This is a genomic window from Turicibacter sp. TJ11 (assembly GCF_021497505.1).
Taxonomy (GTDB): Bacteria; Bacillota_I; Bacilli_A; order MOL361; family Turicibacteraceae; genus Turicibacter.
Genome location: NZ_CP069349.1, coordinates 491,636 through 515,434, shown reverse-complemented (window position 1 = coordinate 515,434; position 23,799 = coordinate 491,636). Strand labels below are relative to the sequence as shown.

The window sequence follows — 23,799 nt, the reverse complement described above, 5'->3', positions numbered from 1 at the left end:
CTATGTTATGCTTGACGCTCTTTAATGTAATTGGCAATGGCTGCTAGTAACGAGGTGTCATTAGATAAGCGATCTAAAATCTCTAGTGCTTGCTTAATTTCATCCTCTAGCATTTGTTTGGCCATTTCTAAAGAAGTGAGAGAAACGTAAGTACTTTTACCGTTTTCTAAGTCACTCCCTACCTTCTTACCAATTAATTCACAATCCCCTTCAACATCTAAAATGTCATCTTTAATTTGAAATGCTAATCCGATATGTTTAGAAAACTGACGAAGCAACTCCACGACTTCTCCAGAAGCCTCTGCGATAATTGCCCCAGCAACAACTGAAAATTCAAGCAATCGTCCTGTTTTATTCGCATGAATTTCTTTTAACTGTTCAAGTGTAATTGTTGTATTTTCAGCGGCCATATCAAGCATCTGACCTGCTACCATTCCACTTGGCCCCGCTGCCTGTGCTAACATCCCGATCAGTGTTAAGCGTTGATGAGGCGTTAATTCCTGGTCACGACTCATCACTTCAAAGGCATGTGTCAATAAACTATCTCCAGCTAAAATAGCAGTTGCTTCCCCAAAAACAATATGATTAGTTGGCTTTCCACGTCTTAACTCATCATCATCCATCGCTGGTAAATCATCATGAATTAATGAATACGTATGAATCATTTCAAGCGCCGATGCTGTTTGGTATCCTTTTTTTGGATCAAGGCCTAGTGTCTCTAAAACAGCAAACAACAAAATAGGTCTTAATCGTTTTCCACCAACTGATAACGAGTAGATCATTGATTCTTTTAACTGATCCGGAATGGACTCATTTTGAATTAACTCTAACAAATATGCTTCAAATGGTGTTTTATGTTTGGCAATATATTGTGCTAACACTGATTACTCCCCCGATACCTCAAAATCAGTCGTTGCTCCTGATGGATCTACTAATTTAGCAACTTCGGACTCAATGTGTTGTAACTTTTGATGACATTCATTTGAAAGTGACATCCCTTGCTTATAAAGTTCAATCGAACGCTCTAGCGGTAAATTTCCTGCTTCTAACTGACGAACCACTTGTTCAAGTTGTTGTAATGCTTCGTCAAAGTTCATTTTGGATACACTCATTCAAATTCACCCCTTTGGTTAGTTTACCTTTGACACAATGTCTTCAACTGATGCTTTAATCGTTCCATCCTCTAAGACAACGGACACGGTTTGACCAACTGATAAATTGGCAACCGTTGTAATCATCTCTTGATTTTCATCAGTAACGACAGAGTATCCTTTTTTTAAGATTGATAATGGATTTAACATTTCAAGTTTAGTTAGTAAAACGTGATAATGTTGTTTTTGTTCAAGTAATCGTTGTGTCATACATCCTGACATCGTTTGAGTCAGTAAGGTGACGTGTTGTTTAGAACTTTCGACTTTACTCATCGGATTAAACTGACTTAACCGATGATGATGCGTCACTAATAACTCTTTGTGTCGATTGAGTTGATCTTGTAACACAAATTGTAACTTATCACTTAATTGATTTACATACATGAGTCGTTGCTCAAATAGTGCATGCGGATTTTTCATGATGTAATGCTCGGTTAATTGAAATAGTTTCGTCTTTTTTTGTTCAAACAACGTATTAAAGCTATGATTTAGCCGAACATTGAGTTGATTAAAATGAGCTAAGACATCCGGTAAGTTTGGAACAGCTAGTTCAGCTGCTGCTGTAGGCGTTGGCGCTCGATGATCGGCCACAAAATCAGCAATCGTAAAATCCGTTTCATGACCAACAGCTGATATAATCGGAATTTTTGATTCAAAAATGGCTCTAGCCACGCCTTCCTTATTGAATGCCCATAAGTCTTCAATCGATCCACCACCACGACCTACAATTAACGTATCCACCAAATTCATTTGATTGGCTTGCTTAATACAAGAAATAATCGAAGATTCCGCTTGCTCGCCTTGCACTAATGCGGGATAAACATAAACTTTAACAAGCGGGAAACGCCGTTTAATCGTCGATAAAATATCTCGAATAGCAGCTCCAGTTGGTGAAGTAATAACTCCTATGGCTTGCGGATATGTTGGAATAGGCTGCTTAAATCTTGCATCAAAAAGTCCCTCTGCACCTAAACGTTCTTTCATTTGAGTAAAAGCAACATAAAGATTTCCTACTCCATCTTCTGTCATTTCTTTGACATACATAGAATAAGAACCACCCGCTTCATAAACGGTGATATGGCCTTTGACAACCACTTGCATTCCCTCTGTTGGAACAAAGGTTAAATGTGAGGCGGCACTTGCAAACATAACCGCATTAATTTGTGCCTCATCATCTTTTAACGTGAAATAGATGTGACCTCGTGAATGGCGTTTAACATTTGACAATTCTCCTTTTAATAAGAGACCTTGTAAGTTTTTATCGTAATCAAATTTTAATTTAATATACTTCGTTAACGCCTTAACGGTTAAGGGCTGTCTTTCCTCCATATCTGCTCACATCCTACTATGCCATATTTTTACTAATTTGATCTAATACTTTATTGTTAAAGCTACGTGCTTTTCCATCTCCAGTATCTGAAAATTCTTTTGTTAATTCTAACGCTTCATCGATGACAATTTTAGTTGGTGTCTCTTGACAGAATTTCATTTCATAAGTTGCTAAACGTAAAATCGCTTTATCCACTTTGTTTAAGCGTGAGAAACTCCAACCTTTTAAGTTTTGATCAATGATTTGATCTAATTCTTCTTTATGTGTTAAAACACCATTCACTAATTCAAAGTAAAACTCATCTAATGTAAATTGACGTTCTACTTCTAAGATCTGATATGGTGTTACTTCTTCAGCCATTACTTCCATAGCTTCTTCTTTTAAACCTTCAACCATCCACTCAATATTTTCGATGGCTTCTTCTTTGGTCATCTGCCCCACTTCCATTTGATATAATGTTTGTACTGCAAATTGACGTAATACATGACGAATCACAAAAATCCCTCTTTCTATTCAAATCTTCTAAGCTGCTACAACTATATATAAAACGAAAAGTAATTCACTTGATGAGAACAACACTTCGCTTGTCAGTTTTTTAGCTACTAAGACAACCTATTGTAGCGTTAAAAGTTTTCTGATCTCAGACACTTATCGCTACTTATATATATTGTATACTATTTTTAAAGGTTTCAACTATATATGTTATCATATTTATGAAAAAATTGCGGAAAAAAATAAAAATAAACCACTTTCAGTGGTTTATTTTTTAATCAAAATCAATTGATACAACGTGAACGTAAATTTCTGATGTTTTTACAGAAGTCATATGATAAATCATTTGATGAATATTTCTTTGAATTTTTTCTGCTACTTCATTAATTGAATAGCCTGCTTTTATGCTGACATACACATCAATCACTAAACCGTTTGCATCAAATTCTACTTCAACACCATTACGATGTTTTTTACTATTAAAAGTATCGGCAATTGATTGTGAGATACTTTCAAACATTTTTGAAACCCCTTCAATTTCTGCTGTGGCGTTATGGGCAATCACTTCAAAAACTTGTGAATGAATTTCAATGTTCCCAATCTCTTGATTCGCTTCCTCAATTTTATAGTACTTTGACACAGCCATTTACAATCTCCTCCAATCGTATGCAACTATTATAATAATACTATAGTTTAAACGGTTGTGCAAATACTATCCCATTTATTAGATAAAAACTGTAAAAATATCTTTTAAAGCGAACCTCTCCTATGTTCTTCCGATTGACTTACTTCATCTTCACTTTCAATTGACATGAAATAAAACCTTCATTTCTTAACTAAAATAAAGGTGTTTAATTTTAAATTTTTTAAGCAAGCTAAACAAAAAGGATCGGTTCTATAATATTTGGTGTTGCTGATGAAGCAACGCTTTTTTCATGGCATAAAAAAAGAGACATCTCATCTCTATCCTGTTACAATGTTATCGACCAAGAAAACAATAGAAAGGATGGATTGAATGTCTCACTCATATTTTACTAGAAAATTTTTAACTATTAAAGATAAAAATATTACGTTCCAAGAAGATTATTTTGAAGAGGTGAAGCTTCATGGTGTGACTAGCTTCATTTTTAAAGGAATTTTATCTTATCAACCCACTCATTGCGAACACTGTGGCACACTATTTGATTCTAAATTTAAAAAGCATGGGTTCAAAACGTCTCGAATTGTCATTCCTAAAGTTTCACTCCATGATACTTATTTAGATTTAAAGAAACAGCGTTACTACTGTGGGCATTGTCAGTCGACGTTCACTCTAAAAACATCGATTGTTGAAAAAAATTGCTTCATCTCTTATCACACGAAACACGCCATTGCGTTAGAGGCTCAAAATAAGATTTCAGAGTCTGATATTGCCCGTCGTCATCAAGTCTCTCATTCCACTGTCAATCGTATCATTCACAGCTTCTATGAATCTCAATCATTAAATTTTAATTCCCTCCCAGAAAATCTTTGTTTTGATGAATTTAAATCGGTTAAATCTGCTCAGGGCCACATGTCCTTCATCTTTTGTGACGCTGATACCAAACAAATCATCGATATCATTGAAGATCGTCGCTTAAGCTCCCTTCAAACGTATTTTAAACGCTATACCAAAGAAGCACGTTCTCGTGTCAAACACATTGTCATTGATATGTATGCCCCTTATATCAGCTTAATTAAGGAGCTTTTTCCGCACGCGAAAATTGTCATTGATAAATTCCATCTCGTTCAACATATTTCTCGTGCGTTAAATAAAACAAGGATTCGATTCATGAAACAATTCAAAAAACACAGTCGTAAATTTAAACGTTACTGGCGCTTATTCTTAAAGTCCCACACGTTAATTAATACCACCACTTATCGCTCCGTTTACTGTTTCAAACAACCGATGCGAGAAATTGATATCCTAAACTTTTTACTTGATTTATCTCCTGAATTAAAAGCAACCTATGATCTTTATCAAGACTTACTCTTCGCTCTTCAAACCAAAAACTTCGAGCGATTCCATCACTTACTTCAAGCTAAATATCCTCTGATTTCTCCTGAATTCCAAACCGCTTTTCAAACGTTTAAAACGTACCAGTCTTATATTGAAAACACACTGACCACTTCGTATACCAATGGTCCCATTGAAGGGATTAACAATAAAATTAAAGTCATTAAACGAATCGCTTTTGGCTATCGAAGCTTTTACCATTGGGTCACCTACCATGCGGAGCATGTCTCCTCCACTAGTAGGGTAATTAAATCAAGAATTCTTATGACTCAAAATCTAACCAAACCTAAAGTAAAAATCCTAGCAGCATAGCCACTAGGATTTCAATTGAAGTCACTCATTGTAATAGGTTAAAAATTAATCAGCAACACTATTTGACAAAGAGCCAAAGGATCTTGATTCAACGTCTGATGACTTTTTAGAATCAAAATCCCTTTTTTTTTATTTTTGATGACGTTCGTAACGTTCTTTTATATAAAGTGCAATTGCGTCTTCATCATGATGACCGATGACACCTGTTGCGATCGCTTTAATTTCATCAACTGCATTAGCTGGTGCATAAGCCTCATCAGCAAACTCAAACATTGGTAAATCGTTTAAATTATCTCCAAATCCAATAATTTTTTCAAAATTAGCGTATTTCGCCAATGCTTTAATTCCGTTAGCTTTTGAAGCAGCTGCGCTATATAATTCCATGTATCCAAATCCTTCTTCACGCATCGCATAATAAGTCGCTGTAATTCCCTCCACTGATTGAACTTGACGATATGCTTCTTCAATTAAGTCTAATCGATCAAACACTAACATATTAACGATTTGATAATCTTCAACAATCGAGTTAAATTGTTCAATTTGTTCGAATTTTTTTAACGTTTTATCTTTACGTTGCTCATAAAAATTGGTTGAGACATGGTTATTCATTTGACGATAAAACACTGATAATTGGTCGTCTTTAATTCCATATACCATCGCTTCAAGCCCTAGCTCATCAAAAATCGTTAATGTTTTTTTAACCGCTTCTTTTTCTACATCAACGATTTCTAAATATTTTCTTTGTTTTAAATCATAGATTCCGACCCCATTCATGATCGTAATTGGCATACGGATATCTAATCCTTCTAATAACTCAATCACCGTCGCATGTGTACGAGCAGTCGCGACTGTAAACTGAACTCCTTTTTCAATTAAGTCATTAATAATCATTCGACTCTTCTCTGAAACTTTGCTTGACTTATTTAATAAAGTACCATCTAAATCCGAAACAAATAGCTCCATGTCCTCACCCTTCCTTCATGTTGTTATCTTTATTATAACAAAAAAAGACACAAAACGCTATGGTCAAAAACTCCTTAGCATTTTGTGTCTTTCTCATTTAAATTTAGCGTTTATTTGGGTTTTCTTGTGTTGCTAATTTATTTGTTGAAACCCACTCATTACTAAACTCTGTTTTTTGTTGATGATCGCTACTATTTCCAATAGCGGCTTGTCCTGCCCATTGATTATTAGTTTCTGTTTTTTCAGCTTTTTTATGATTTTTAGTTTTACAACTCATTATCATAACCTCACTTTCTTGTCGAATAACGACAATATTAGTATAAAACAATCCACTAAATTCATGCCTGACAGAAGCTACCTATTTCAATTTTTAAATCACTCGTGTTGATAAAAACACAATTGTACTCCTTTCGTTCGAATAACTTAAATGATTATAATTAAAGCTTCAATCGCTACTGCATCGAATCTAATGACAACTTAAGTTTAAGGTATGATGACTGATTTTAAGTGAGATTTGATACTACTTTTATACTATTTGACCCTCATAAAATCAAACAAACACATCGACATTAAAAGGATTACGCATAATAACCGTGAATTTTAATATAGCTTAACACACCATCTTTTTGAGAGAGTGGAAAATCTTTCAAGTCATACGTATGTTGGCACACTAAGTAGTCGATGATACGCCCATTTCGATCTAATACTTTTGATGTGACAATCATTGTATGAGTAATTTGACCATTGATGCGTTTTTGAACAAGATCGCCTAATTCCATGTCTTCATAGTCACAAAACGAGGCGTAAATTCCATAATTTTGCGTGTTCTTTTTATTATTACCAAGTAAATACGCTTCTAATGGTTCCGCAGCTGTCCACGATGGCGTTCTTGAATAATCACTATACCAATACCACTTCTTCGTGATGTCTTTGCCACTTTCATCAAACGGAATCTCCCCTGCATGTAAGCATTGAGAAATAAAATTTGTACAATCTCCACCATATTTTTCATAATCATGATAAATCGGATTGCGATCTAATGCCCACTTTCTGGCATAGTCAATCGCTTTTTGACGATTATATCGTTTTAATTGCATATTAATCACCTCTTTCTTTAATAAGATATTCGACTTCATCCTTATAAAGACATAAAAAAACGGTTCATTGAACCGTTTTTTGTGTGCTTATTTTGTTTTTGCTTGTTTTTTATATTCGTTAGCTTCACTTTCATTTGCCCAAACAAAGTGACCTGGTGTAATTTCTGTCCATGATGGTTTATCAACACTATAATCATGTTCATCTCCAGTATATACAATTAACTGTTTACTTTTTTCAAGTCGTGGATCAGGAATAGGAATCGCCGATAGTAACGACTTAGTATAAGGATGAAACGGATTTAAAAATAGTTCCTCAGCTTCTGCTAACTCAACAATACGTCCTTTATGAATAACAGCAATTCGATCTGAAATAAAACGAACAACCGATAAGTCATGGGCGATAAACAAATAAGTCAGCTCTCGTTCAGCTTGCAGTTTTTTGAGTAGATTTAAGACTTGAGCTCGAATAGAAACGTCAAGTGCAGAAATTGGCTCATCAGCAATAATAAATTCTGGTTCCATCACCATCGCACGGGCCATTCCGATGCGTTGACGTTGTCCGCCTGAAAATTCATGCGGATAACGCGTCGCATGCTCTGGCAATAATCCAACTGAAGTTAAAGCATCAACGACCTTTTGTCGACGATCTGCCTCATCTTTATAGAGATGGAAGTTAATCAATCCCTCAGAGATAATGTAATCGATCGTTGCTCGTTCATTCAAAGAAGCGGCTGGATCTTGAAACACCATTTGAATATTTTTCACGACATATTTATTCATGTCTCGTGAAAGCTTTCCATTAATTTTTTTTCCTTTATATAAGATTTCACCTTTAGAGGTTTCGTTAATGCGAATAATCGCACGACCAATCGTTGTCTTTCCTGATCCTGACTCCCCTACGAGTGAAAAGGTTTCTCCTTTATAAATGTCAAAATTGACATCCGAAACGGCAACGAAATCTTTAAATTTTATTTCCAAATCACGAACAGATAATAATACTTCACGTTCTTCAGCCATTAACTTGCACCTCCTTGTAATGATCCGTAAACTGAGACGAGTTTTTCATGTAAGTTTTGTAGTGGTTCTGGCATTTGGACTTGAGGTGCTCGTGGATCACGTAGCCAAGTTTTTGCAAAATGAGTCGGTGTAATTTCAAAGAAAGGAGGTTCTTCCTCAAAATCGATTTTCATGGCAAATTTATTTCGTGGTGCAAAGGCATCTCCTATAATTTCGTTATATAACGACGGAGGTGTTCCATCGATTGAGAAAAGTTCGGTTCCTTTTGTCCCTAATTGTGGAAGGGACGATAGTAAAGCCCATGTATAAGGATGCGCAGGTTCATAGAAGATTTCTTCTACCTCACCATATTCAATGATTTGTCCTGAATACATCACAACCACGCGATCTGCGACGTTTGCCACCACTCCTAAGTCATGAGTGATGTAAATCGTTGTGAATCCATACTCTTTTTGCAAATCTTTAATTAACTGTAAAATTTGTGCTTGAATGGTCACATCTAAAGCAGTCGTTGGTTCATCACAAATTAAAATTTGTGGACGACAAGCTAAGGCAATGGCAATCACAATTCGTTGACGCATTCCACCTGAGTATTGATGCGGATAATCTCCAAAACGTTTTTCGGCATCCGTGATTCCAACACGTTTCATAAGATCAATTGCCTTTTCTTTCGCTTCTTTTTTAGATAACTTTTGATGTTTTAAAATGACCTCAGCAATTTGAGAACCGATCGTTCGAACAGGATTTAGCGACGTCATAGGATCTTGAAAGACGGTTGCTATTTTAGCCCCTCGAATGCCTAACCAGTCACTATTCTTTTTCTTTGTGGCTAAGTTCTCACCTTCAAAAATAATCTCTCCATTTGTAATCATTCCATTAGATTCTAACATTCCAGTAAAAGATTTAATCAAAACTGATTTTCCTGAACCCGATTCGCCAACAATTGCCAGTGTTTCCCCTTTATATAAATCTAATGAGATGCGACGAATAGCATTTAAATAATGGTTATGAACTCTAAACTTAATTTCTAAATCACGAACTTTTAAGACAGTTTCTTTTTCACTCATCGTCTCACTCCCCTTCCTACATGTGAGTTCTTGGATCTGAGGCATCTGCTAATGCTTGACCAATTAAATAAAGTGATACGGTTACAACAGCTAAAGTTAAAACAGGTGCCCAAAATAAATGTGGGTATCCATTAAAGTAGTTTGAGTACTGATTAATCATACGCCCTAGTGATGGAATTGAAACATTTAATCCAATCTCTAAGAACGATAATGTTACTTCTGTTGAAATGGCTGCTGGAATTTCAAGTGAAACACTCGTCATCACAACCGATAAAAGATACGGTAAAATATTACGGGTCACTAATCGAAAAATTGGTGTTCCTAAACATTTTGACGCTAAGTTATACTCACGGTCACGAATGATCATGACTTGTGTACGAATAAAATACGCCGTTCCTAACCAACCTGTTAAACACATCGCGATAATTAATTGCCAAAATCCACGCCCAATCGCATAAAGTAAGACCGTCACCACTAAAATGTAAGGCACACTTGAAATAATATTATAAACTTCAAGCATAAACTTATCGATCGTTTTTGAAAATCCCCAAACTGATCCGACTAAGACACCAATCACTGTATTAATGGTCGTCACAATAAACCCAACCATTAAAGACGTTTTGGTTCCTGCCCAAACGACATCCCAAACTGAACTCCCTGAACCGTCTGTTCCATATGGAAACTGAGCTGAAATCCCTAAAAAGCGCATTTCAGGCTTATTAATATTTGGTAATACCATCGGATCATAGCCCGAAAAGGAAGGCTGAATAAAAGCAATTAGCGTTAACACAACAACGACAATTAATAAAAAGACAGTTAATTTATTTCCTAAAAACCCTCGTGCGACCGAACGCCAATACGAATAGGCAGGTGCTGCAATATGTTCAGATGCTGTTGCATCGTGTGTGACAAACTCAAATCTTGAATCACTCATGCTTAATGTCCCCCTTTCTCTTCTAAGCTGATACGTGGATCAACTAACGTTAATAACCAATCTCCAAGGAAGGTTGATAAAATACTTAAAACAGTAAAGATAAACGTTAAACCAACAACCATCGAGTTATTATAGATGGAAATAGAATCAGGTAAGATTTTCCCCATTCCAGGAATACTATAAACCCCCTCAGTAATCAATGCTCCTGAAATACATAAGATAACTGCTGCTGGAATTCCGTGAGCAATTGGTCCAATCGCATTTCTAAAAATATGTTTAAAGAAGATTTCATTTTCTGATAACCCTTTAGCACGAGCAAACTTCACATAATCCATCGTGCTTTGATCAATCATGTATCGGCGCATCCACATCATTCGACCCGCTACTGATCCTAACGTTAACGAGATGATTGGTAAGATATATGATCGATAATCATTCGCTCCAAGCATTGGAAACATTGATGGTAGTCCGAAATATTTTCCCCCGATAAAACGAACTAAAACAATGTAAGCTAATGCTGGGATGGCATTCATAAAGATAATATACCATTGACCTAACTTATCAATCCATTTTCCTTTATGGTTAGCCATTTGAATCCCAATAGGCAATCCAATAATATACGTTAATAACAGAGAAACAAGCCCCATCGAAAATGAAATGTGAATCATCGATGGATCACTTTTGATTGTTTCACAGTCGGCATAATGATCTGTAAAATTCTTTTGATCCATACTATCTAACGTCTCTTTATATTTACACGTATAGAAGTTTATTGACGATGATTTAACCTCTCCATTTGGCATCGTCACTTCTTGTTTCACTTTTTCTCCTTGAGAACTTGAAACAACTTCTAATACTTCTTGACCACTATAAGTTGGATATGACGTTCCTAAGTTTAGACGAATAAAATTTTGATGGATATAAGGAAAGCTTCCATTAAAATAAAGTAAATACTTACTTTCACATCCTGAACACATGAGTGCTGGACGTCCATTAAAATCTTTTCCAACATACACTTGACGCTCTAAATTTTCATTTTGAGTCTGAACTTTTCCTGGATAATCAATTTCGATTAAGTTCACCCACCAGTTGATTGCTCGACGTAAAACTGAAATTTCTTCAACCGCATAAGCTTGTCTTGATTGTTCAAAGAAGAAGGTTTCCCACCCTTGTTGCTGTTTTAACTCGATATAGTCCGACGTTTCCTTTGATTCAGGTAAAATACAGTTTGAATATTGCTCATTAGCCGTTCCATATAATCCTTTACAATAATCTTGAATCGTCTCATAATTTAAGTAACCCAACTTTTCCCATTGAACATATTTATAATTGGCATAATCGTCTGGCCTTTTTTGGATTTTTTCCACGTTGCTATCCAAAAAGAACACACGATCACGAGGGATAACTGAGTAAATTAATGTAAAAACAATCGTTAGCACCATAAATATCGAAAATAAGGATCTCAAAAATCGTTTAAACATATAGTGTTTCATGACTATTCCCCCTTTATTTTGATATACAAAAAGATTAGGGAAAGCCCCAATCTTTTTGTATATTTAAAGTCACACTTATTCCCCTAATTTACTTTCCCAATCTGCTTTTAGCGCTTCACGTTCTTCATTTGTTACGATACTATCAGATACTTGCATATATTTATATTTTGAATCTGATAATCCATAAGCTCCGTATAAGTTAGTATAAGGAACAACTTTTGAAACTGAGTAATTTCCACCTTGTGTGATGTATGGAATGAATAAGGCATTATCAAGTAAGTAAGCTTCTGCTTGTGCGTATAATTCAAAGCGTTTATCATTATCATCAATCACTGCTTCAGCCGCATCTTTTAATGCTTTAAATTCATATAATCCGATGGCTTCTTTAACCGCCGCATCTTCTCCAACTTCTGATCCTGTCCAGTTTAATCCTAAATATTTCAACATATCTCCACTATCTGGGTCCATGATATCGACGTATGTTTTTGGATCTCCGTAGTCTGGTCCCCAACCTGTTCCAATATAAAGATCGGTATTCATTGTGTCAGCTGTATTCATTGATGACATCGTCGTTGAGTCTGATAAAATGATATTTAACTTCACAAATCCATCTAAATTTGTTTCTAAGACATCAGCTAATGCTTGAGCAGCTTTTACGCCTTTTTCACTTTCACCATTTACAATAGCATCTAATTGAATTGGGAATTCAACACCTAAAGCTCCTAATTCCTCTTTTGCTTGATTTGCATATTGTAAAGCTAACTCTGGGTTATAATATGCAAGTTGTCCATCTGATAAATCAAATCCTTCTGGATACTCCGTTGGATTCGTTTGTGTTAACGCCTTAGAAACTAAGTCTCCGTATAATGTTCCTTCACTTGTTAACACGAAATCTGGTTGTGTTAATGTATTACGTAAACGTCCAAGTTTTAAATCTTCTCCCACGTATTGAGAGTTAACAGCCGAAATATCTGATGCATAGAAAATCGCTTTTCTAAACGCTGTGTTTTGTTTTGCTAAACTAGTATCTGCTTTTTGTTTATCTGTTTGTGGTGACACATCTTGAGTTTCATTTCCTGGTGCATGATAAATATTACGATCAAAAATCCATGAAATCCAAAATGTCGTTGATGTCGTACGGCTAATGTAAATCGCATCTCCGTATTTTTCTTTGGCCGTTTTATAAATAGCTGCGTTATCTGTATAAACAGGTGCCGCTGAATATTCACCTTTATCAAATCCATTGAATAAACTATCTGGATCTGATCCGTTATAGTAAACTAATTTTACTTTTGGAATGTACACGTGTTCAGCATCCCAATAGTTTTCATTAGCTGTATATTCAATCACTGATTTTGAAGCGTAGTTTGATAAAATGTAAGCCCCGTTGTAAAGAATTCCGTCTGCTGCGACTTCCCCAAATGAACAGTTCCCTGGATCTGGACTTCCTAATTTACATCCTTCTCCTTTACTTTCTAAGAATTCTTGATTCACTGGCATTAATGTTGAGTAAGTTGTTAACGTATGGAAATATGGTGTTGGTTCTTCAAGCGTATATTCAAGTGTATAATCATCAAGCGCTTTAATTCCAACTTCATCCCACTCAACTTCACCTTTTGTATAAGCGTCTAAGTTTTTAATTGTATACTGAACTAAATAAAGTGTTTGTGATTGGAATTCTGCTGCGTGGCGTAATCCAGCAACAAAGTCATGTGCCGTTACATCTGCATATTCTTCCCCTTCATCTGTAACCCATGTCGCTCCTTCACGAATCTTAAACGTAAATACCGTTGAATCGTCGTTTACTTCATAACTTTCAGCTAAAGCACCAACTAAGTTACCGTATTGATCATGCTCTAATAATCCATCCACAAAGTTTGAAGTATGTTCATTGTCAATAGCTTGGAATGAATAAAGGTAATCAAACGTATCTGGATCACTTGAGTACACATAGTTATAGTCGTTTCGATAAACGTCTGTACTTTCTGATCCTCCCTCATCTTGTGGTTTGTTTTCAGGCTCTTTTACTTCACTGTCATTACTACATCCCCCGACAGCAAGTAAACATGCTCCGGCTAACCATAAATGTTTCTTATTCATATCTGGTCCCTCCCTTTATCTCATCACCTGTTTGATGTGATGTTACGATGTATTATATTTCCATTTTTTGTAAAAGTAAATAGCGTTCTTCGATGAAATCGTTTTTAAATATTAAATTATGTTTTTTTTATGAACATTCCATGTATAAATCGTGTCTTAGTTTGTGATTATTAAGTCAACTACTTTTACTAATAGAAATTAAATGATTGTCTCTTATTTTATAATAGAGAGCATCTCATTTTTTCACCTTTTTTAGCAGATAATAAACCTTTTCATCTTCAAATCTTGAGTTTTTCTGATTTCAAATTACATTCCTTTTCTCCTGATGTAACGACTTTTGTATGATTTCTCGTTCTGTGATCGATCGAATTCAGTCAATGAATGATATCTTTAAAGCCAAACGTGTTCATTATTGAGCAGTTTATGAAGACATAACGTACGATGAAAACTTCTAGGTTTAAAGTTTTAGTCATCATTTTTAAACACGTTAAAAGATGGATGGTGTCTATTTATGTTAAATAAAAAAACCATAAAGAAAAAACTTCTTTATGATTTTTTTTGATTTGGCTGTGTTTTAAATAAATGTTGATGACTAAAACCAGTGGCCATATCAACGTCAATGGATGAATCGTTTCATGGCATCCACCTGACGTACATGTTTTTAGTTAAATATCAACACTCTTTTAAAACAGAGCCTTTGATTTAATCATTTTTAGTTTTATTTTTTATTAGCATTTGTTCGCCAACTTCAACTAAACGTTTCGTAATCATTCCACCAGCTTTTGCTGATAAAAAGGCGCGTTGTGCTTCTTGATCTAAATAATGATCCAGTGGAGCAAATTCCGAAGCAAATTCTACCTCTGATTTCTCATTTACTTTTCGATACGTTTGATGACTGTAATGTTTCATCATTAATCACCTCCACGTCTTTTATTATGTGCAAACAAAAATAACTCATGTTAAAAATTTAACATGAGTTATTCTGTCTCGCCCATTGATTTTAAGTTTTCAATTTCTGACTCTAATTGCTCCATTCGATTCATAAGTTTTTCTATCGTTTCTTGAAGTTTAATGATATGAAGCGCCCCATCTGTTGAACGTTCATTTCCATCTGCCTCATTTGTGTCTCGGGAAGACTTAGGTAAAACGTCCTCTTGTTGTGGAGCTTGATCCGAACCACTCACTGCTGATCCATTTTGTGAGCCTTGCTGAGTTTGTTGACAAAATGGATTATCCACATTAAAACTATCAGGGGTGAAATAACGCCCAGGACCTTGTTGATAATATTGTTGCTGTGCATTATAGGTTTCAATCGCTTGTCCTACAAGCTGTAACCAATTGCCGACCGCATTTTGTACATTAAATGGGAGTTCGTTTGCTATCACATTTCCAAGTAATTCACCAACAACGATAAACAACTCGGGATTTACATTTTGAAAGTCCATGTTATCACCACATCTTTATCATTTTCTCTACTTAGTTAAGATTACTTTATGATAAGAAGTGATCACATATGACTACTCACCCTCATTCTTTTTAAAACCGTTTCGTTTATTCAACCCCTAGTCGATTTAAAATATTTAAAAATGGTTCAATCTCTTTTTCACTTTCAAGTTTGACACCTGAACGATAAAACGTGACTGAAGGCGTCTCACTGATTTGAGCGTTTTGCTTCAACATTAGCTTTTCTAAGTGTGAAATTGTTCCTTTACTTCCATCAATAAGTTGAACCTCAGAAGAAAAAATCTTTTTAAATGAGTCTCGAAATAATGGAAAATGCGTACATCCTAAAACAACCGCCCCATACGTTTGAATGTCATAGTCATGAAGGGCCTGTTTTAAATACGGAAGAATCACCTCATCTGAAAATTGATCCGATTCAGCAAAACGGACCAAATCAGCTAACGGTAATAAATCGGTCTGATGATGTATATCTAACGTCGCAATCAGTTTCTTTAGCTTTTCTTCTTTTAGTGTGAGCGGTGTGGCAGTTACTAAAACACGTTGATCTTTATTGGAAACACACTCAATTGCCGGCTTCACCGCAGGTTCCATCCCGATAATTGGAATGTCATACATTTGTCGAAGTTCTGCCACCGCAATACTTGTCGCCGTATTACAAGCAATGACAATCATTTCTGCTCCTTCTTCAACTAAAAAATTAATCGCACGAAGCACATAGTCTCGAACTTCTTCTTTAGGTTTAGGCCCATAAGGGGCATGTAATGTATCTGCATAATATAAATATTCATGATTTGGCAAACGTTTCAGCGCTTCACTTAAAACCGTTAATCCACCAATTCCTGAATCAAAAAAACCAATTCTCATATTGACCTCCAAAACTTTTATCTAGATAAAAGTTTTTATAAAAAATAATTCTGATGTATGAGAATTATATCATGAAATCCTTTTGTTTGACTACCTATGAAAATAACGTAATCACAAACCGCTTCATGAATTTCAAATCACGAGGTCATCATTCATTTCTTCATGAAGTTTTTGCCTTTATTCATCTCTACGTTTTTCTTGATTCTAACGTCAGATTTTTATCTTTTAATCATCTTTTACTTGATGCTTCTTTGTTAACGATCTTTTCATCTTATTCTTTACTAAACTCTAGGTGCTTCACGATACTTGGAATTTTCTTTTTAGCTTGTTCAATCGCCTTTTGTCTTTCTTCTTCTGTTTCCCCTGTTCCATCCGCTAATAACTCTTCAAACTTTTTAATCCCCATAAACTTCATAATATCCTCGATGTATCTTAATCCTTTATTTAAAATGGGATTCATCATCCACATAACATTAGCCCCTGATGATTGGACATAAACAACGGTTCTTGGTTTATCATTTAACAATCCTTTTGGCATCGATAAAAGGCCATCAAACGTAATCGTTCTTCCGACTTGAACAATACAATCAATGTATTCTTTTAAAGGAGCGGGAAAAGATAAACTCCACATCGGAGCCGCAATCACAATCACATCAGCTTCTTTAAATTGATCGCATAGCTTCACAATTTGGTGAACTTCTTTTTGTTCTTTTGGCGGTAATTGTTCTAACGCTTCTTGGTGAATCATGCAGTTTCTTGACTCAAAATATTGATACTCTAATCTTGGAATATGTTCTTGATATAAATCTAATTCTTCTAGATGAAACTCGGGATAAACGGATTGAATTTCATTCACTAACGCACGACCAACAGTTCGACAAGTTGATTGTGTCTCAGGCTTAGAGTTTACAGTGATATACAGTAGTTTTTTCATGGTCACACCTCTACTTAATGATTGAATAAGTTACGTTAGCTAGTATGACCCACACTGCTTTATTTATGTCATTTGAATCAGCTCTCTCTTTTAATTAAGTCTTATTAAAACAAAAAATGAGATCTTTTTGATCTCATTTTTTAGGCTAAATTTCACTTCATTGTTTAACTCTCACTTATTGAAACTAGCTTCATCGTTTAGCAAAATGAAGCGTTATCTCGTTATGACTAAAAGAAATCATGACTGATGACGTCTTCTTAAAATTCGCCAGTCTAATTCGCCTTTATCAAGTGCGTTGACAAAAATTTCTGCTGACGCTAAATTCGTTGCAATTGGGACATAGTGAACATCACATAAACGAATTAAGGCTTGAATATCTGTTTCATGTGGCTGCGGCGTTAATGGGTCACGTAAGAAAATCACTAAATCAATATCTTCTGTTACGATCATCGCTCCAATTTGTTGATCACCGCCAAGCGGTCCTGATGCCAACTTACTCACTTTTAACTTCGTTCCAGCTTCAATTCGAGATCCCGTTGTTCCAGTCGTATATAATTCATGTTTTTTTAAAATGCGTTCATAAGCATAACAAAAATTAACCATTTGGTCTTTCATTCGATCGTGTGCAATTAGTGCAACATTTAATTTCAACATTTTCACCCTCGTTTCATTTTATCTTGTGACGGATTCTTGCGTCTTATTTCTTTTTCAACTAACAGTTGATCAAATTAAAGGTTTAATTCCCACTTTTCAATGGTCATTTCCACTTCCTCATCACTGATAAACTCAATGCCTTGAGCATCTAAACTTGAGTAAACCGTTGAAGTCATCGCATGAGCTCCGTTTTGAGCAAACAACTCGACTGAATAAGTATCCATAAGTAAACGGAGTGATAACTTACCATCGATTAATGAAACAGGCATTTCTCGATAGTTAAGACCTTCAATTCCGCTTCCACTTTGACGACGATCAAAGCTTAGGACCTCACGATCTTTTTCATAAAGGATTGTCGTTTCTTGTCCTTGACCTTTCATGACTTTTATTTCAAAACGCTTCGCTTGTTTTAAGTCAATGACCATTTCCATATCTAGATGACGACCTTCAATTCCCGCTAATGTTTTATGACCGTTAACAATCACCGAATCATGTCTAATATGCCCTGTTCGATACTTGTTAATTTCACGAACTGGCCATTGATACATCACATCGCCTTTAATCGTTAGCTCGCGTGGAATGGTCATTGATGTGACCCATCCGTATTGATCCGTTGGCATATTTTGATGCCAAGATTGCATCCATGCAATCATAATACGTCGACCATCTAAGCTTTCAGTCGTTTGTGGCGCATAAAAATCTAATCCATAATCAATCTCTTCCATGACACGACGCTCAAAATGAGCCGTCTCATAATTTAAATGTCCTAAACAATAAACCGTTGTGTTTGTATTTTTATGTCTGAATTCTTCAACTGGCACCCCTTGTGGTGACATAATTAAAACATCTTCTCCATCTAAATGAAAAAGATCTGGACATTCCCACATGTATCCAAATTCATGATTACTTTCTCCGACTAAACCGACATACGTCCAATCCATTAAATTTTCAGAACGATATAACAGCACTCGTGCACTATTTTCATCACTCTTACTTCCAAGGACACAATAATATGTTCCATCTTTTTTCCATATTTTCGGATCACGGAAGTCCGTTAAACTTGAACGCTCTGGCATTTGTTCAGTCTTAATGACAGGATTATGTTGATACTTTTGATAGTTAATACCATCTCCAACTGCTAAACATTGGACTTGACGAACAAACGATTCATCTTCAGGATTTGGATTCGTATGGCCTGTATACATTAAAATGTGTTTTCCATCGACTTCTAAGGCACTTCCTGAAAAACACCCACCTGTCTCATACGATTGATCCGGTGCCATTGCAACAGGTAAATACTCCCACTTAATTAAATCTCGACTTTTAACATGACCCCAGTGCATCGGTCCCCACTTCACATCATATGGGAAATATTGATAAAACAAATGATACTCCCCTTGATAAACAGAAAAACCATTTGGATCATTCATCCAACCTACTTCTGGCATATGATGAAATCTATTTCTTTCCTTTAACGAGATAATTTCATCTTTTTTACTTGCAACATATTCTCGTGCCTTTTTTAATTCATCACTTGTTTGCTGTAATAACTGTTCATTTGGAACAACCATTCTCATTTACACCCCTTTTTTAATTCCCTCAAAATCAAAACTACTCTCTTAAGTAAAGCGTTTTAGATACCACTCTATCATATAAAAGATTCTTCATTTTAGCAACTTTTTTATTAAATTTTTATCTTTTTTTACCAATCTTCTAGATGAATGAAGTACATCTTCTAATTTATAGCCGTTTAATTTTATTAATAAGTAGTAACCATCCTTTCGAACTATTTAAATCTTTTGATTAAATGTTTATTCATAACACATGACTTTAAAACAGATGGATGGTGTTTTAAATTCTCCAATCTCTTTGAAACCCACCTTTTCATACGTTTTAATCGCTCGGATATTAAAATTAGCAACAGTTAATCTAAACTTTTCACTCTTAAACTTTTTTTTGGCATGTTTCATTCCAATCTTAACAAAACTTGGTCCATATCCTTTGCCACATAATATGGGATTCATTCCTAAGCCAATATCCATGTAGGTTCGATCATCGTAAAATCCCTTTAATTTTCCAACGGATACTTGAGCCGATGTTCCATAACAGTAGAACCCAACAATTTGTTCACTAGGACTAATGACAGTATAGTATTGATCATGTAAAAACTCTTCGACACATTCCTGTGGTCCATCGAGGTTATACCAATCATACGGTTCGGTATATTGCCAAAACGCAATTTTCATCGCATCCTCTTCTTGCATTTTTCGTATTTTTAACTTCATTATCTCACTCCGTTTCATAAAAAAATCCAGTGATAAGATGATTCTTACACTGGATTATATGAAAAGATGTTACGTCGCATTAAACGAAACGGATGAATTTTAAAATTCTTTCAATCCGTTATTCATATTTACGTCATCTAAATCAGTTAATTAAAGAGTTGAAAGCAAAAATTTTTTCATTCTAAACAACGGTTTTAATAAAAATCTTATGACTAAAAGTACTTTCGTTGAATTTTTTTTGCTTACTTCACTTTTTAACATGCCCATCAGTTTTAAAAACTGACTGATTGCAATTATCGGTTATCTACCTTTTCTGGATATAAGTCATGATTCATTAAGCGGTACGCTGCCATTTCCTCATACTTCGTTCCTTTACGTCCATAGTTACAATAAGGATCGATACTGATTCCTCCGCGTGGTGTAAATTTCCCCCAAACTTCAATATATTTAGGATCCATTAATTTAATTAAATCTTTCATAATAATATTCATGCAATCTTCATGAAAATCTCCGTGATTACGGAAGCTAAATAAATAAAGTTTTAACGATTTACTTTCCACCATTTTTTCTCCCGGAATGTATGAAATATAAATCGTTGCAAAGTCTGGTTGCCCAGTAATTGGACAAAGACTTGTAAATTCTGGACAATTAAATTTAACAAAGTAATCATTATTCGGATGCTTATTATCAAATACTTCTAAAATATCTGGGTCATACGAATAAGTATAGGTTGTTCCTTGATTTCCTAATAACGTTACTGTTTTTAACTCATCTTGTGTGCGTCCTGCCATGTGATTAGTTCTCTCCTTTTTTAGCTAAATAGTTTTCAAGTCCACGTTGTCTTAAATGACACGCTGGACACGTTCCACAACCGTCACCTTTAATGCCGTTGTAGCAAGTTAACGTGTGCTCACGAATATAGTCAAGTTTTCCAAGAGCATCACTCATTTCCCATGTTTGAGCTTTATCAAGCCACATTAAAGGGGTATGAATCACAAAGTCATAATCCATGCTTAAGTTTAATGTGACATTTAACGATTTAATAAACACGTCACGACAATCTGGATAACCAGAAAAATCAGTTTCACAAACGCCTGTGACCAGATGGCGTGCCCCTTTGACTTTCGCTAACACACCTGCAAAGGTTAAAAATAACATGTTTCTTCCTTCTACAAAGGTCGAAGGTAATCCACCGTTTTCTCCTTCTTTAATCTCGATGTCATCACGTGTTAATGCATTAGGCGCTAATTGATTAAGAAGAGCCATATCTAAAATATGATGCTCCACACCAAACTCTTCACAAATCGCTTTTGCACAATCTAATTCATGACGATGTCGCTGATTATAATCAAACGTCACCGCAATGACTTCATCGAATTGTTCCATGGCCCAAAATAAACACGTGGTTGAATCTTGACCCCCACTAAAAACGACGACTGCTTTTTTATTCATCTTCATCACTCCTTATTTCATTAATAGAAGCATTTCTTGTCTTAAATTTGAATCCGTTTCAATTCGCTTCCCTTTATAAGTTACGGTTGTTGTCGATGAGTTTGGTTTTTTAATGCCTCTTGAAGTCATACAACTATGCTCACCTTGAATGAGAACAATAATGGCATCACTTTCTGTAATTTTTTCAACAATTTCGGCAATTTGCTCACCGATACGCTCTTGAAGTTGAAGTCGACGACCAACCATATCCGCGATCCTTGCCATCTTGCTTAAACCAATAATTTTTTCTTTTGGTAAGTAAGCTACACTCACTTTCATGTTATACATTAAGGCTAAATGATGCTCGCAGTAGCTGAAAATCGGAATGTCTCGAACAATGACAAAGTTATGATTCGACTGTTCGTCTGAAATTTCTTCTTCAAACGTTGTTCCGTACAAACTAGCGATTTCATCATTTGTTAATGTCATTCCGGCAAATACTTCTTCATACATTTTCGCTACTCGTTTAGGTGTCTCTTTTAATCCCTCACGATCCGGATCATCGCCTAGTGCGATTAAAATCTCACGAATACATGACTCAATCTTTTTAGTATCAATTTGACGATTCATCTTAAACTCCTCGCATTTCTTTTGGCCAAATATATTTGTGTAGTTGCAATTGTAAACGAACATCATTTAAGCAATGTTCTTTCATAAATTCAACAATTTCTTTTGGCTCAATGTTATCCGTGACAGGACTGAAATAAACTTGACATCGATCAATTAAATCATAACTTTTCATAATAGATAATGCCGTATGTAAATCTTCTGGTGCGGCGATGACAAATTTATAAACATCGTTTTGATCCACGGCCTTTAAATTTTCATGACACATCCTTGAACTCATTTTACTAGCTGGACATTTATAATCTAAAATAAAATGTAGCGAACGATTTTGATATTTTTCTTTTAACGCCGTAATATCAACTGATCCGTTTGTTTCAATGTGAACGACTAACTCCTGATCTTCAAGAAGCGCATCTAGTAATAATTCAATATTGGGCTGAATTAAAGGCTCTCCTCCCGTTAGTGTCACATTTTTAACATTCGTTTGTTTAATGTAACGATAAATCTCTTCAACACTCATTTGCTTAACGTTTGACGTCCCATCCCAAGAATAAGCCGTGTCACACCAACTGCATCTTAAGTTACAGTGAGAAAAACGAATAAACGTTGCTAACTCACCCGATGTTGGGCCTTCCCCATCAATCGAGACAAACGTTTCAATAATATTAAACATTACATCGCCTCCCTGTAAGTGCAGCTATTCGTTGGAGTCTCATATAACTCAACCTCTGTCACAGGGATTCCACGCTTTTTAATTTCATGATAAATATGACGTGACATTTCTTCTGCTGTTGGACGATATGGAACCATGAAGATATCAAATAATTTTCCCGATTCATTTAATTTATTGACCACACGACGTCCTTCTTCATTATCTTCGATCACTAACTTATGATCAAATAAGTCATGAATTTCTTTTAAAACAGCTTTGACATTCGAAAAGTCAGTCACCATTCCACGTAATTGCCCCTCTTCATGTAACGTTTCACTAGAGACCTTAACAACTAATCGATAGCGATGACCATGAATATTATTACACTTTCCTTCATACCCACTTAAGTAATGAGCCATATCAAATTGAATTTCACTTTTTAACGTAAACATACTTATTTCCTCCCTACAAAAAAAGCTTCTTTTATGAACATCACTAGACATACACAAAAGAAGCTTTTCTTTAGCAATAAAAAAAGGCGCAAAGGCGCCAATAGTTTCTTTATCTATACGAGCCTAGTTTTATTTAAAGACAGGATGGTCTGAATGAACTGTCTGATTTAATTTATAACCTTTATACCACAAATAGAATAAATTAGCAAGCCTATCTTCAAACAAAATTCTACATTTCTCTTATAACTATAAAAAAAGGAGGTTCTTTCGAACCTCATAAAACAGGGGATGATTTATAAATATTGGGATGAAAAGAGAGAATATTACGAAGTTTTTGGGGGAACTTCGTAAATATAAATTAGGGTAGTGTCTTGTTCTTCAAGACAGTTATTATTATGCCACAACGATCGCTACCCTTTGTGTTCTTTTTGTGTTAATTTGTCGA

26 protein-coding genes are annotated in these 23,799 nt (G+C 35.3%); 1 reads left to right on the top strand and 25 read right to left on the bottom strand.

Features of this window, described 5'->3' with window-relative positions:
- Nucleotides 1–5: 5 nt before the first annotated feature.
- The 5 genes from JRC48_RS02475 to JRC48_RS02455 all read right to left on the bottom strand — a co-directional run bounded on the left by JRC48_RS02475 (nucleotide 6) and on the right by JRC48_RS02455 (nucleotide 3,619).
- Entirely contained in the window at nucleotides 6–881 is an 876-nt protein-coding gene (locus JRC48_RS02475) for a polyprenyl synthetase family protein (RefSeq protein ID WP_235070294.1), read from the bottom strand.
- A gap of 3 nt (nucleotides 882–884) precedes the next feature.
- Nucleotides 885–1,112 (bottom strand): exodeoxyribonuclease VII small subunit, encoded by a 228-nt coding sequence (xseB, locus tag JRC48_RS02470; RefSeq protein WP_235070293.1) that lies wholly within the window; start codon nucleotides 1,110–1,112, stop codon nucleotides 885–887.
- An 18-nt stretch (nucleotides 1,113–1,130) separates the two neighbouring features.
- Nucleotides 1,131–2,480, bottom strand: coding sequence for an exodeoxyribonuclease VII large subunit (gene xseA, locus JRC48_RS02465; RefSeq protein ID WP_235070292.1), 1,350 nt, complete (start codon nucleotides 2,478–2,480; stop codon nucleotides 1,131–1,133).
- A 16-nt stretch (nucleotides 2,481–2,496) separates the two neighbouring features.
- Nucleotides 2,497–2,976: a transcription antitermination factor NusB gene (nusB, locus tag JRC48_RS02460; RefSeq protein WP_235070291.1), complete on the bottom strand. Its 480-nt coding sequence runs from the start codon at nucleotides 2,974–2,976 to the stop codon at nucleotides 2,497–2,499.
- Between the two features lie 271 nt (nucleotides 2,977–3,247).
- The gene (locus tag JRC48_RS02455) at nucleotides 3,248–3,619 is read right to left on the bottom strand and encodes an Asp23/Gls24 family envelope stress response protein (RefSeq protein WP_235070290.1); all 372 of its coding nucleotides are present in this window, start codon (nucleotides 3,617–3,619) and stop codon (nucleotides 3,248–3,250) included.
- Between the two features lie 369 nt (nucleotides 3,620–3,988).
- On the opposite strand from JRC48_RS02455, the gene JRC48_RS02450 reads away from it, so the two are divergent.
- Nucleotides 3,989–5,320 carry an ISL3 family transposase gene (locus tag JRC48_RS02450; protein WP_235070289.1) on the top strand — a complete coding sequence of 444 codons (1,332 nt, stop codon included), beginning with the start codon at nucleotides 3,989–3,991 and terminating at the stop codon, nucleotides 5,318–5,320.
- 129 nt (nucleotides 5,321–5,449) lie between these two features.
- Here the strand turns inward: JRC48_RS02450 and JRC48_RS02445 are convergent, their stop codons facing one another.
- The 20 genes from JRC48_RS02445 to queD all read right to left on the bottom strand — a co-directional run bounded on the left by JRC48_RS02445 (nucleotide 5,450) and on the right by queD (nucleotide 23,354).
- The gene (locus JRC48_RS02445; RefSeq protein WP_235070288.1) at nucleotides 5,450–6,283 is read right to left on the bottom strand and encodes an HAD family hydrolase; all 834 of its coding nucleotides are present in this window, start codon (nucleotides 6,281–6,283) and stop codon (nucleotides 5,450–5,452) included.
- 103 nt (nucleotides 6,284–6,386) lie between these two features.
- Nucleotides 6,387–6,560 carry a hypothetical protein gene (locus JRC48_RS02440; protein ID WP_235070287.1) on the bottom strand — a complete coding sequence of 58 codons (174 nt, stop codon included), beginning with the start codon at nucleotides 6,558–6,560 and terminating at the stop codon, nucleotides 6,387–6,389.
- Nucleotides 6,561–6,861: 301 nt separating this feature from the next.
- The gene (locus JRC48_RS02435) at nucleotides 6,862–7,380 is read right to left on the bottom strand and encodes an amidase domain-containing protein (RefSeq protein ID WP_235070286.1); all 519 of its coding nucleotides are present in this window, start codon (nucleotides 7,378–7,380) and stop codon (nucleotides 6,862–6,864) included.
- A gap of 87 nt (nucleotides 7,381–7,467) precedes the next feature.
- Nucleotides 7,468–8,397, bottom strand: coding sequence for an ATP-binding cassette domain-containing protein (locus JRC48_RS02430; protein ID WP_235070285.1), 930 nt, complete (start codon nucleotides 8,395–8,397; stop codon nucleotides 7,468–7,470).
- Nucleotides 8,397–9,464 (bottom strand): ABC transporter ATP-binding protein, encoded by a 1,068-nt coding sequence (locus JRC48_RS02425; protein ID WP_235070284.1) that lies wholly within the window; start codon nucleotides 9,462–9,464, stop codon nucleotides 8,397–8,399. Before JRC48_RS02425 ends, JRC48_RS02430 begins: the two co-directional genes overlap by 1 nt.
- Before the next feature lie 16 nt (nucleotides 9,465–9,480).
- Entirely contained in the window at nucleotides 9,481–10,398 is a 918-nt protein-coding gene (locus tag JRC48_RS02420) for an ABC transporter permease (RefSeq protein WP_235070283.1), read from the bottom strand.
- Between the two features lie 2 nt (nucleotides 10,399–10,400).
- A complete protein-coding gene (locus tag JRC48_RS02415; protein WP_235070282.1) occupies nucleotides 10,401–11,891 on the bottom strand; it encodes an ABC transporter permease in 1,491 nt (496 codons plus the stop codon).
- 75 nt (nucleotides 11,892–11,966) lie between these two features.
- Nucleotides 11,967–13,991, bottom strand: a complete 2,025-nt coding sequence (locus JRC48_RS02410; protein ID WP_235070281.1) for a peptide ABC transporter substrate-binding protein — start codon at nucleotides 13,989–13,991, stop codon at nucleotides 11,967–11,969.
- A gap of 702 nt (nucleotides 13,992–14,693) precedes the next feature.
- Complete coding sequence (locus JRC48_RS02405; RefSeq protein ID WP_235070280.1) at nucleotides 14,694–14,900, bottom strand: spore protein A; 207 nt, start codon at nucleotides 14,898–14,900, stop codon at nucleotides 14,694–14,696.
- Between the two features lie 68 nt (nucleotides 14,901–14,968).
- Entirely contained in the window at nucleotides 14,969–15,436 is a 468-nt protein-coding gene (locus JRC48_RS02400) for a hypothetical protein (RefSeq protein ID WP_235070279.1), read from the bottom strand.
- 106 nt (nucleotides 15,437–15,542) lie between these two features.
- Entirely contained in the window at nucleotides 15,543–16,319 is a 777-nt protein-coding gene (gene murI / locus JRC48_RS02395; protein ID WP_235070278.1) for a glutamate racemase, read from the bottom strand.
- Nucleotides 16,320–16,590: 271 nt separating this feature from the next.
- Nucleotides 16,591–17,253 (bottom strand): FMN-dependent NADH-azoreductase, encoded by a 663-nt coding sequence (locus JRC48_RS02390; protein ID WP_235070277.1) that lies wholly within the window; start codon nucleotides 17,251–17,253, stop codon nucleotides 16,591–16,593.
- 237 nt (nucleotides 17,254–17,490) lie between these two features.
- Entirely contained in the window at nucleotides 17,491–17,907 is a 417-nt protein-coding gene (locus JRC48_RS02385) for a methylglyoxal synthase (protein WP_235070276.1), read from the bottom strand.
- A gap of 74 nt (nucleotides 17,908–17,981) precedes the next feature.
- Nucleotides 17,982–19,484: a glycoside hydrolase family 32 protein gene (locus JRC48_RS02380; protein ID WP_235070275.1), complete on the bottom strand. Its 1,503-nt coding sequence runs from the start codon at nucleotides 19,482–19,484 to the stop codon at nucleotides 17,982–17,984.
- Between the two features lie 234 nt (nucleotides 19,485–19,718).
- Nucleotides 19,719–20,192 carry a GNAT family N-acetyltransferase gene (locus JRC48_RS02375; protein WP_235070274.1) on the bottom strand — a complete coding sequence of 158 codons (474 nt, stop codon included), beginning with the start codon at nucleotides 20,190–20,192 and terminating at the stop codon, nucleotides 19,719–19,721.
- A 293-nt stretch (nucleotides 20,193–20,485) separates the two neighbouring features.
- On the bottom strand, nucleotides 20,486–20,983 hold the full coding sequence (gene queF / locus JRC48_RS02370; protein WP_235070273.1) for a preQ(1) synthase: 498 nt from the start codon (nucleotides 20,981–20,983) through the stop codon (nucleotides 20,486–20,488).
- 4 nt (nucleotides 20,984–20,987) lie between these two features.
- The gene (gene queC, locus JRC48_RS02365) at nucleotides 20,988–21,644 is read right to left on the bottom strand and encodes a 7-cyano-7-deazaguanine synthase QueC (RefSeq protein ID WP_255703621.1); all 657 of its coding nucleotides are present in this window, start codon (nucleotides 21,642–21,644) and stop codon (nucleotides 20,988–20,990) included.
- Between the two features lie 12 nt (nucleotides 21,645–21,656).
- Entirely contained in the window at nucleotides 21,657–22,253 is a 597-nt protein-coding gene (gene folE / locus JRC48_RS02360) for a GTP cyclohydrolase I FolE (RefSeq protein WP_235070271.1), read from the bottom strand.
- A 1-nt stretch (nucleotide 22,254) separates the two neighbouring features.
- Nucleotides 22,255–22,923 (bottom strand): putative 7-carboxy-7-deazaguanine synthase QueE, encoded by a 669-nt coding sequence (gene queE / locus JRC48_RS02355; RefSeq protein ID WP_235070270.1) that lies wholly within the window; start codon nucleotides 22,921–22,923, stop codon nucleotides 22,255–22,257.
- Nucleotides 22,923–23,354 (bottom strand): 6-carboxytetrahydropterin synthase QueD, encoded by a 432-nt coding sequence (gene queD, locus JRC48_RS02350; RefSeq protein WP_235070269.1) that lies wholly within the window; start codon nucleotides 23,352–23,354, stop codon nucleotides 22,923–22,925. The genes queE and queD overlap by 1 nt, the downstream gene beginning before the upstream one ends.
- Nucleotides 23,355–23,799: the final 445 nt, after the last annotated feature.

Coding starts and splice junctions, on each gene's coding strand:
- xseB (WP_235070293.1), bottom strand. CDS start 1,112: ATGAGTGTATCCAAAATGAACTTTGACGAAGCATTACAACAACTTGAA.
- xseA (WP_235070292.1), bottom strand. CDS start 2,480: ATGGAGGAAAGACAGCCCTTAACCGTTAAGGCGTTAACGAAGTATATT.
- JRC48_RS02455 (WP_235070290.1), bottom strand. CDS start 3,619: ATGGCTGTGTCAAAGTACTATAAAATTGAGGAAGCGAATCAAGAGATT.
- JRC48_RS02450 (WP_235070289.1), top strand. CDS start 3,989: ATGTCTCACTCATATTTTACTAGAAAATTTTTAACTATTAAAGATAAA.
- JRC48_RS02445 (WP_235070288.1), bottom strand. CDS start 6,283: ATGGAGCTATTTGTTTCGGATTTAGATGGTACTTTATTAAATAAGTCA.
- JRC48_RS02440 (WP_235070287.1), bottom strand. CDS start 6,560: ATGAGTTGTAAAACTAAAAATCATAAAAAAGCTGAAAAAACAGAAACT.
- JRC48_RS02435 (WP_235070286.1), bottom strand. CDS start 7,380: ATGCAATTAAAACGATATAATCGTCAAAAAGCGATTGACTATGCCAGA.
- JRC48_RS02430 (WP_235070285.1), bottom strand. CDS start 8,397: ATGGCTGAAGAACGTGAAGTATTATTATCTGTTCGTGATTTGGAAATA.
- JRC48_RS02425 (WP_235070284.1), bottom strand. CDS start 9,464: ATGAGTGAAAAAGAAACTGTCTTAAAAGTTCGTGATTTAGAAATTAAG.
- JRC48_RS02420 (WP_235070283.1), bottom strand. CDS start 10,398: ATGAGTGATTCAAGATTTGAGTTTGTCACACACGATGCAACAGCATCT.
- JRC48_RS02415 (WP_235070282.1), bottom strand. CDS start 11,891: ATGAAACACTATATGTTTAAACGATTTTTGAGATCCTTATTTTCGATA.
- JRC48_RS02410 (WP_235070281.1), bottom strand. CDS start 13,991: ATGAATAAGAAACATTTATGGTTAGCCGGAGCATGTTTACTTGCTGTC.
- JRC48_RS02405 (WP_235070280.1), bottom strand. CDS start 14,900: ATGAAACATTACAGTCATCAAACGTATCGAAAAGTAAATGAGAAATCA.
- JRC48_RS02400 (WP_235070279.1), bottom strand. CDS start 15,436: ATGGACTTTCAAAATGTAAATCCCGAGTTGTTTATCGTTGTTGGTGAA.
- murI (WP_235070278.1), bottom strand. CDS start 16,319: ATGAGAATTGGTTTTTTTGATTCAGGAATTGGTGGATTAACGGTTTTA.
- JRC48_RS02390 (WP_235070277.1), bottom strand. CDS start 17,253: ATGAAAAAACTACTGTATATCACTGTAAACTCTAAGCCTGAGACACAA.
- JRC48_RS02385 (WP_235070276.1), bottom strand. CDS start 17,907: ATGTTGAAATTAAATGTTGCACTAATTGCACACGATCGAATGAAAGAC.
- JRC48_RS02380 (WP_235070275.1), bottom strand. CDS start 19,484: ATGAGAATGGTTGTTCCAAATGAACAGTTATTACAGCAAACAAGTGAT.
- JRC48_RS02375 (WP_235070274.1), bottom strand. CDS start 20,192: ATGAAGTTAAAAATACGAAAAATGCAAGAAGAGGATGCGATGAAAATT.
- queF (WP_235070273.1), bottom strand. CDS start 20,983: ATGGCAGGACGCACACAAGATGAGTTAAAAACAGTAACGTTATTAGGA.
- queC (WP_255703621.1), bottom strand. CDS start 21,644: ATGAATAAAAAAGCAGTCGTCGTTTTTAGTGGGGGTCAAGATTCAACC.
- folE (WP_235070271.1), bottom strand. CDS start 22,253: ATGAATCGTCAAATTGATACTAAAAAGATTGAGTCATGTATTCGTGAG.
- queE (WP_235070270.1), bottom strand. CDS start 22,923: ATGTTTAATATTATTGAAACGTTTGTCTCGATTGATGGGGAAGGCCCA.
- queD (WP_235070269.1), bottom strand. CDS start 23,354: ATGTTTACGTTAAAAAGTGAAATTCAATTTGATATGGCTCATTACTTA.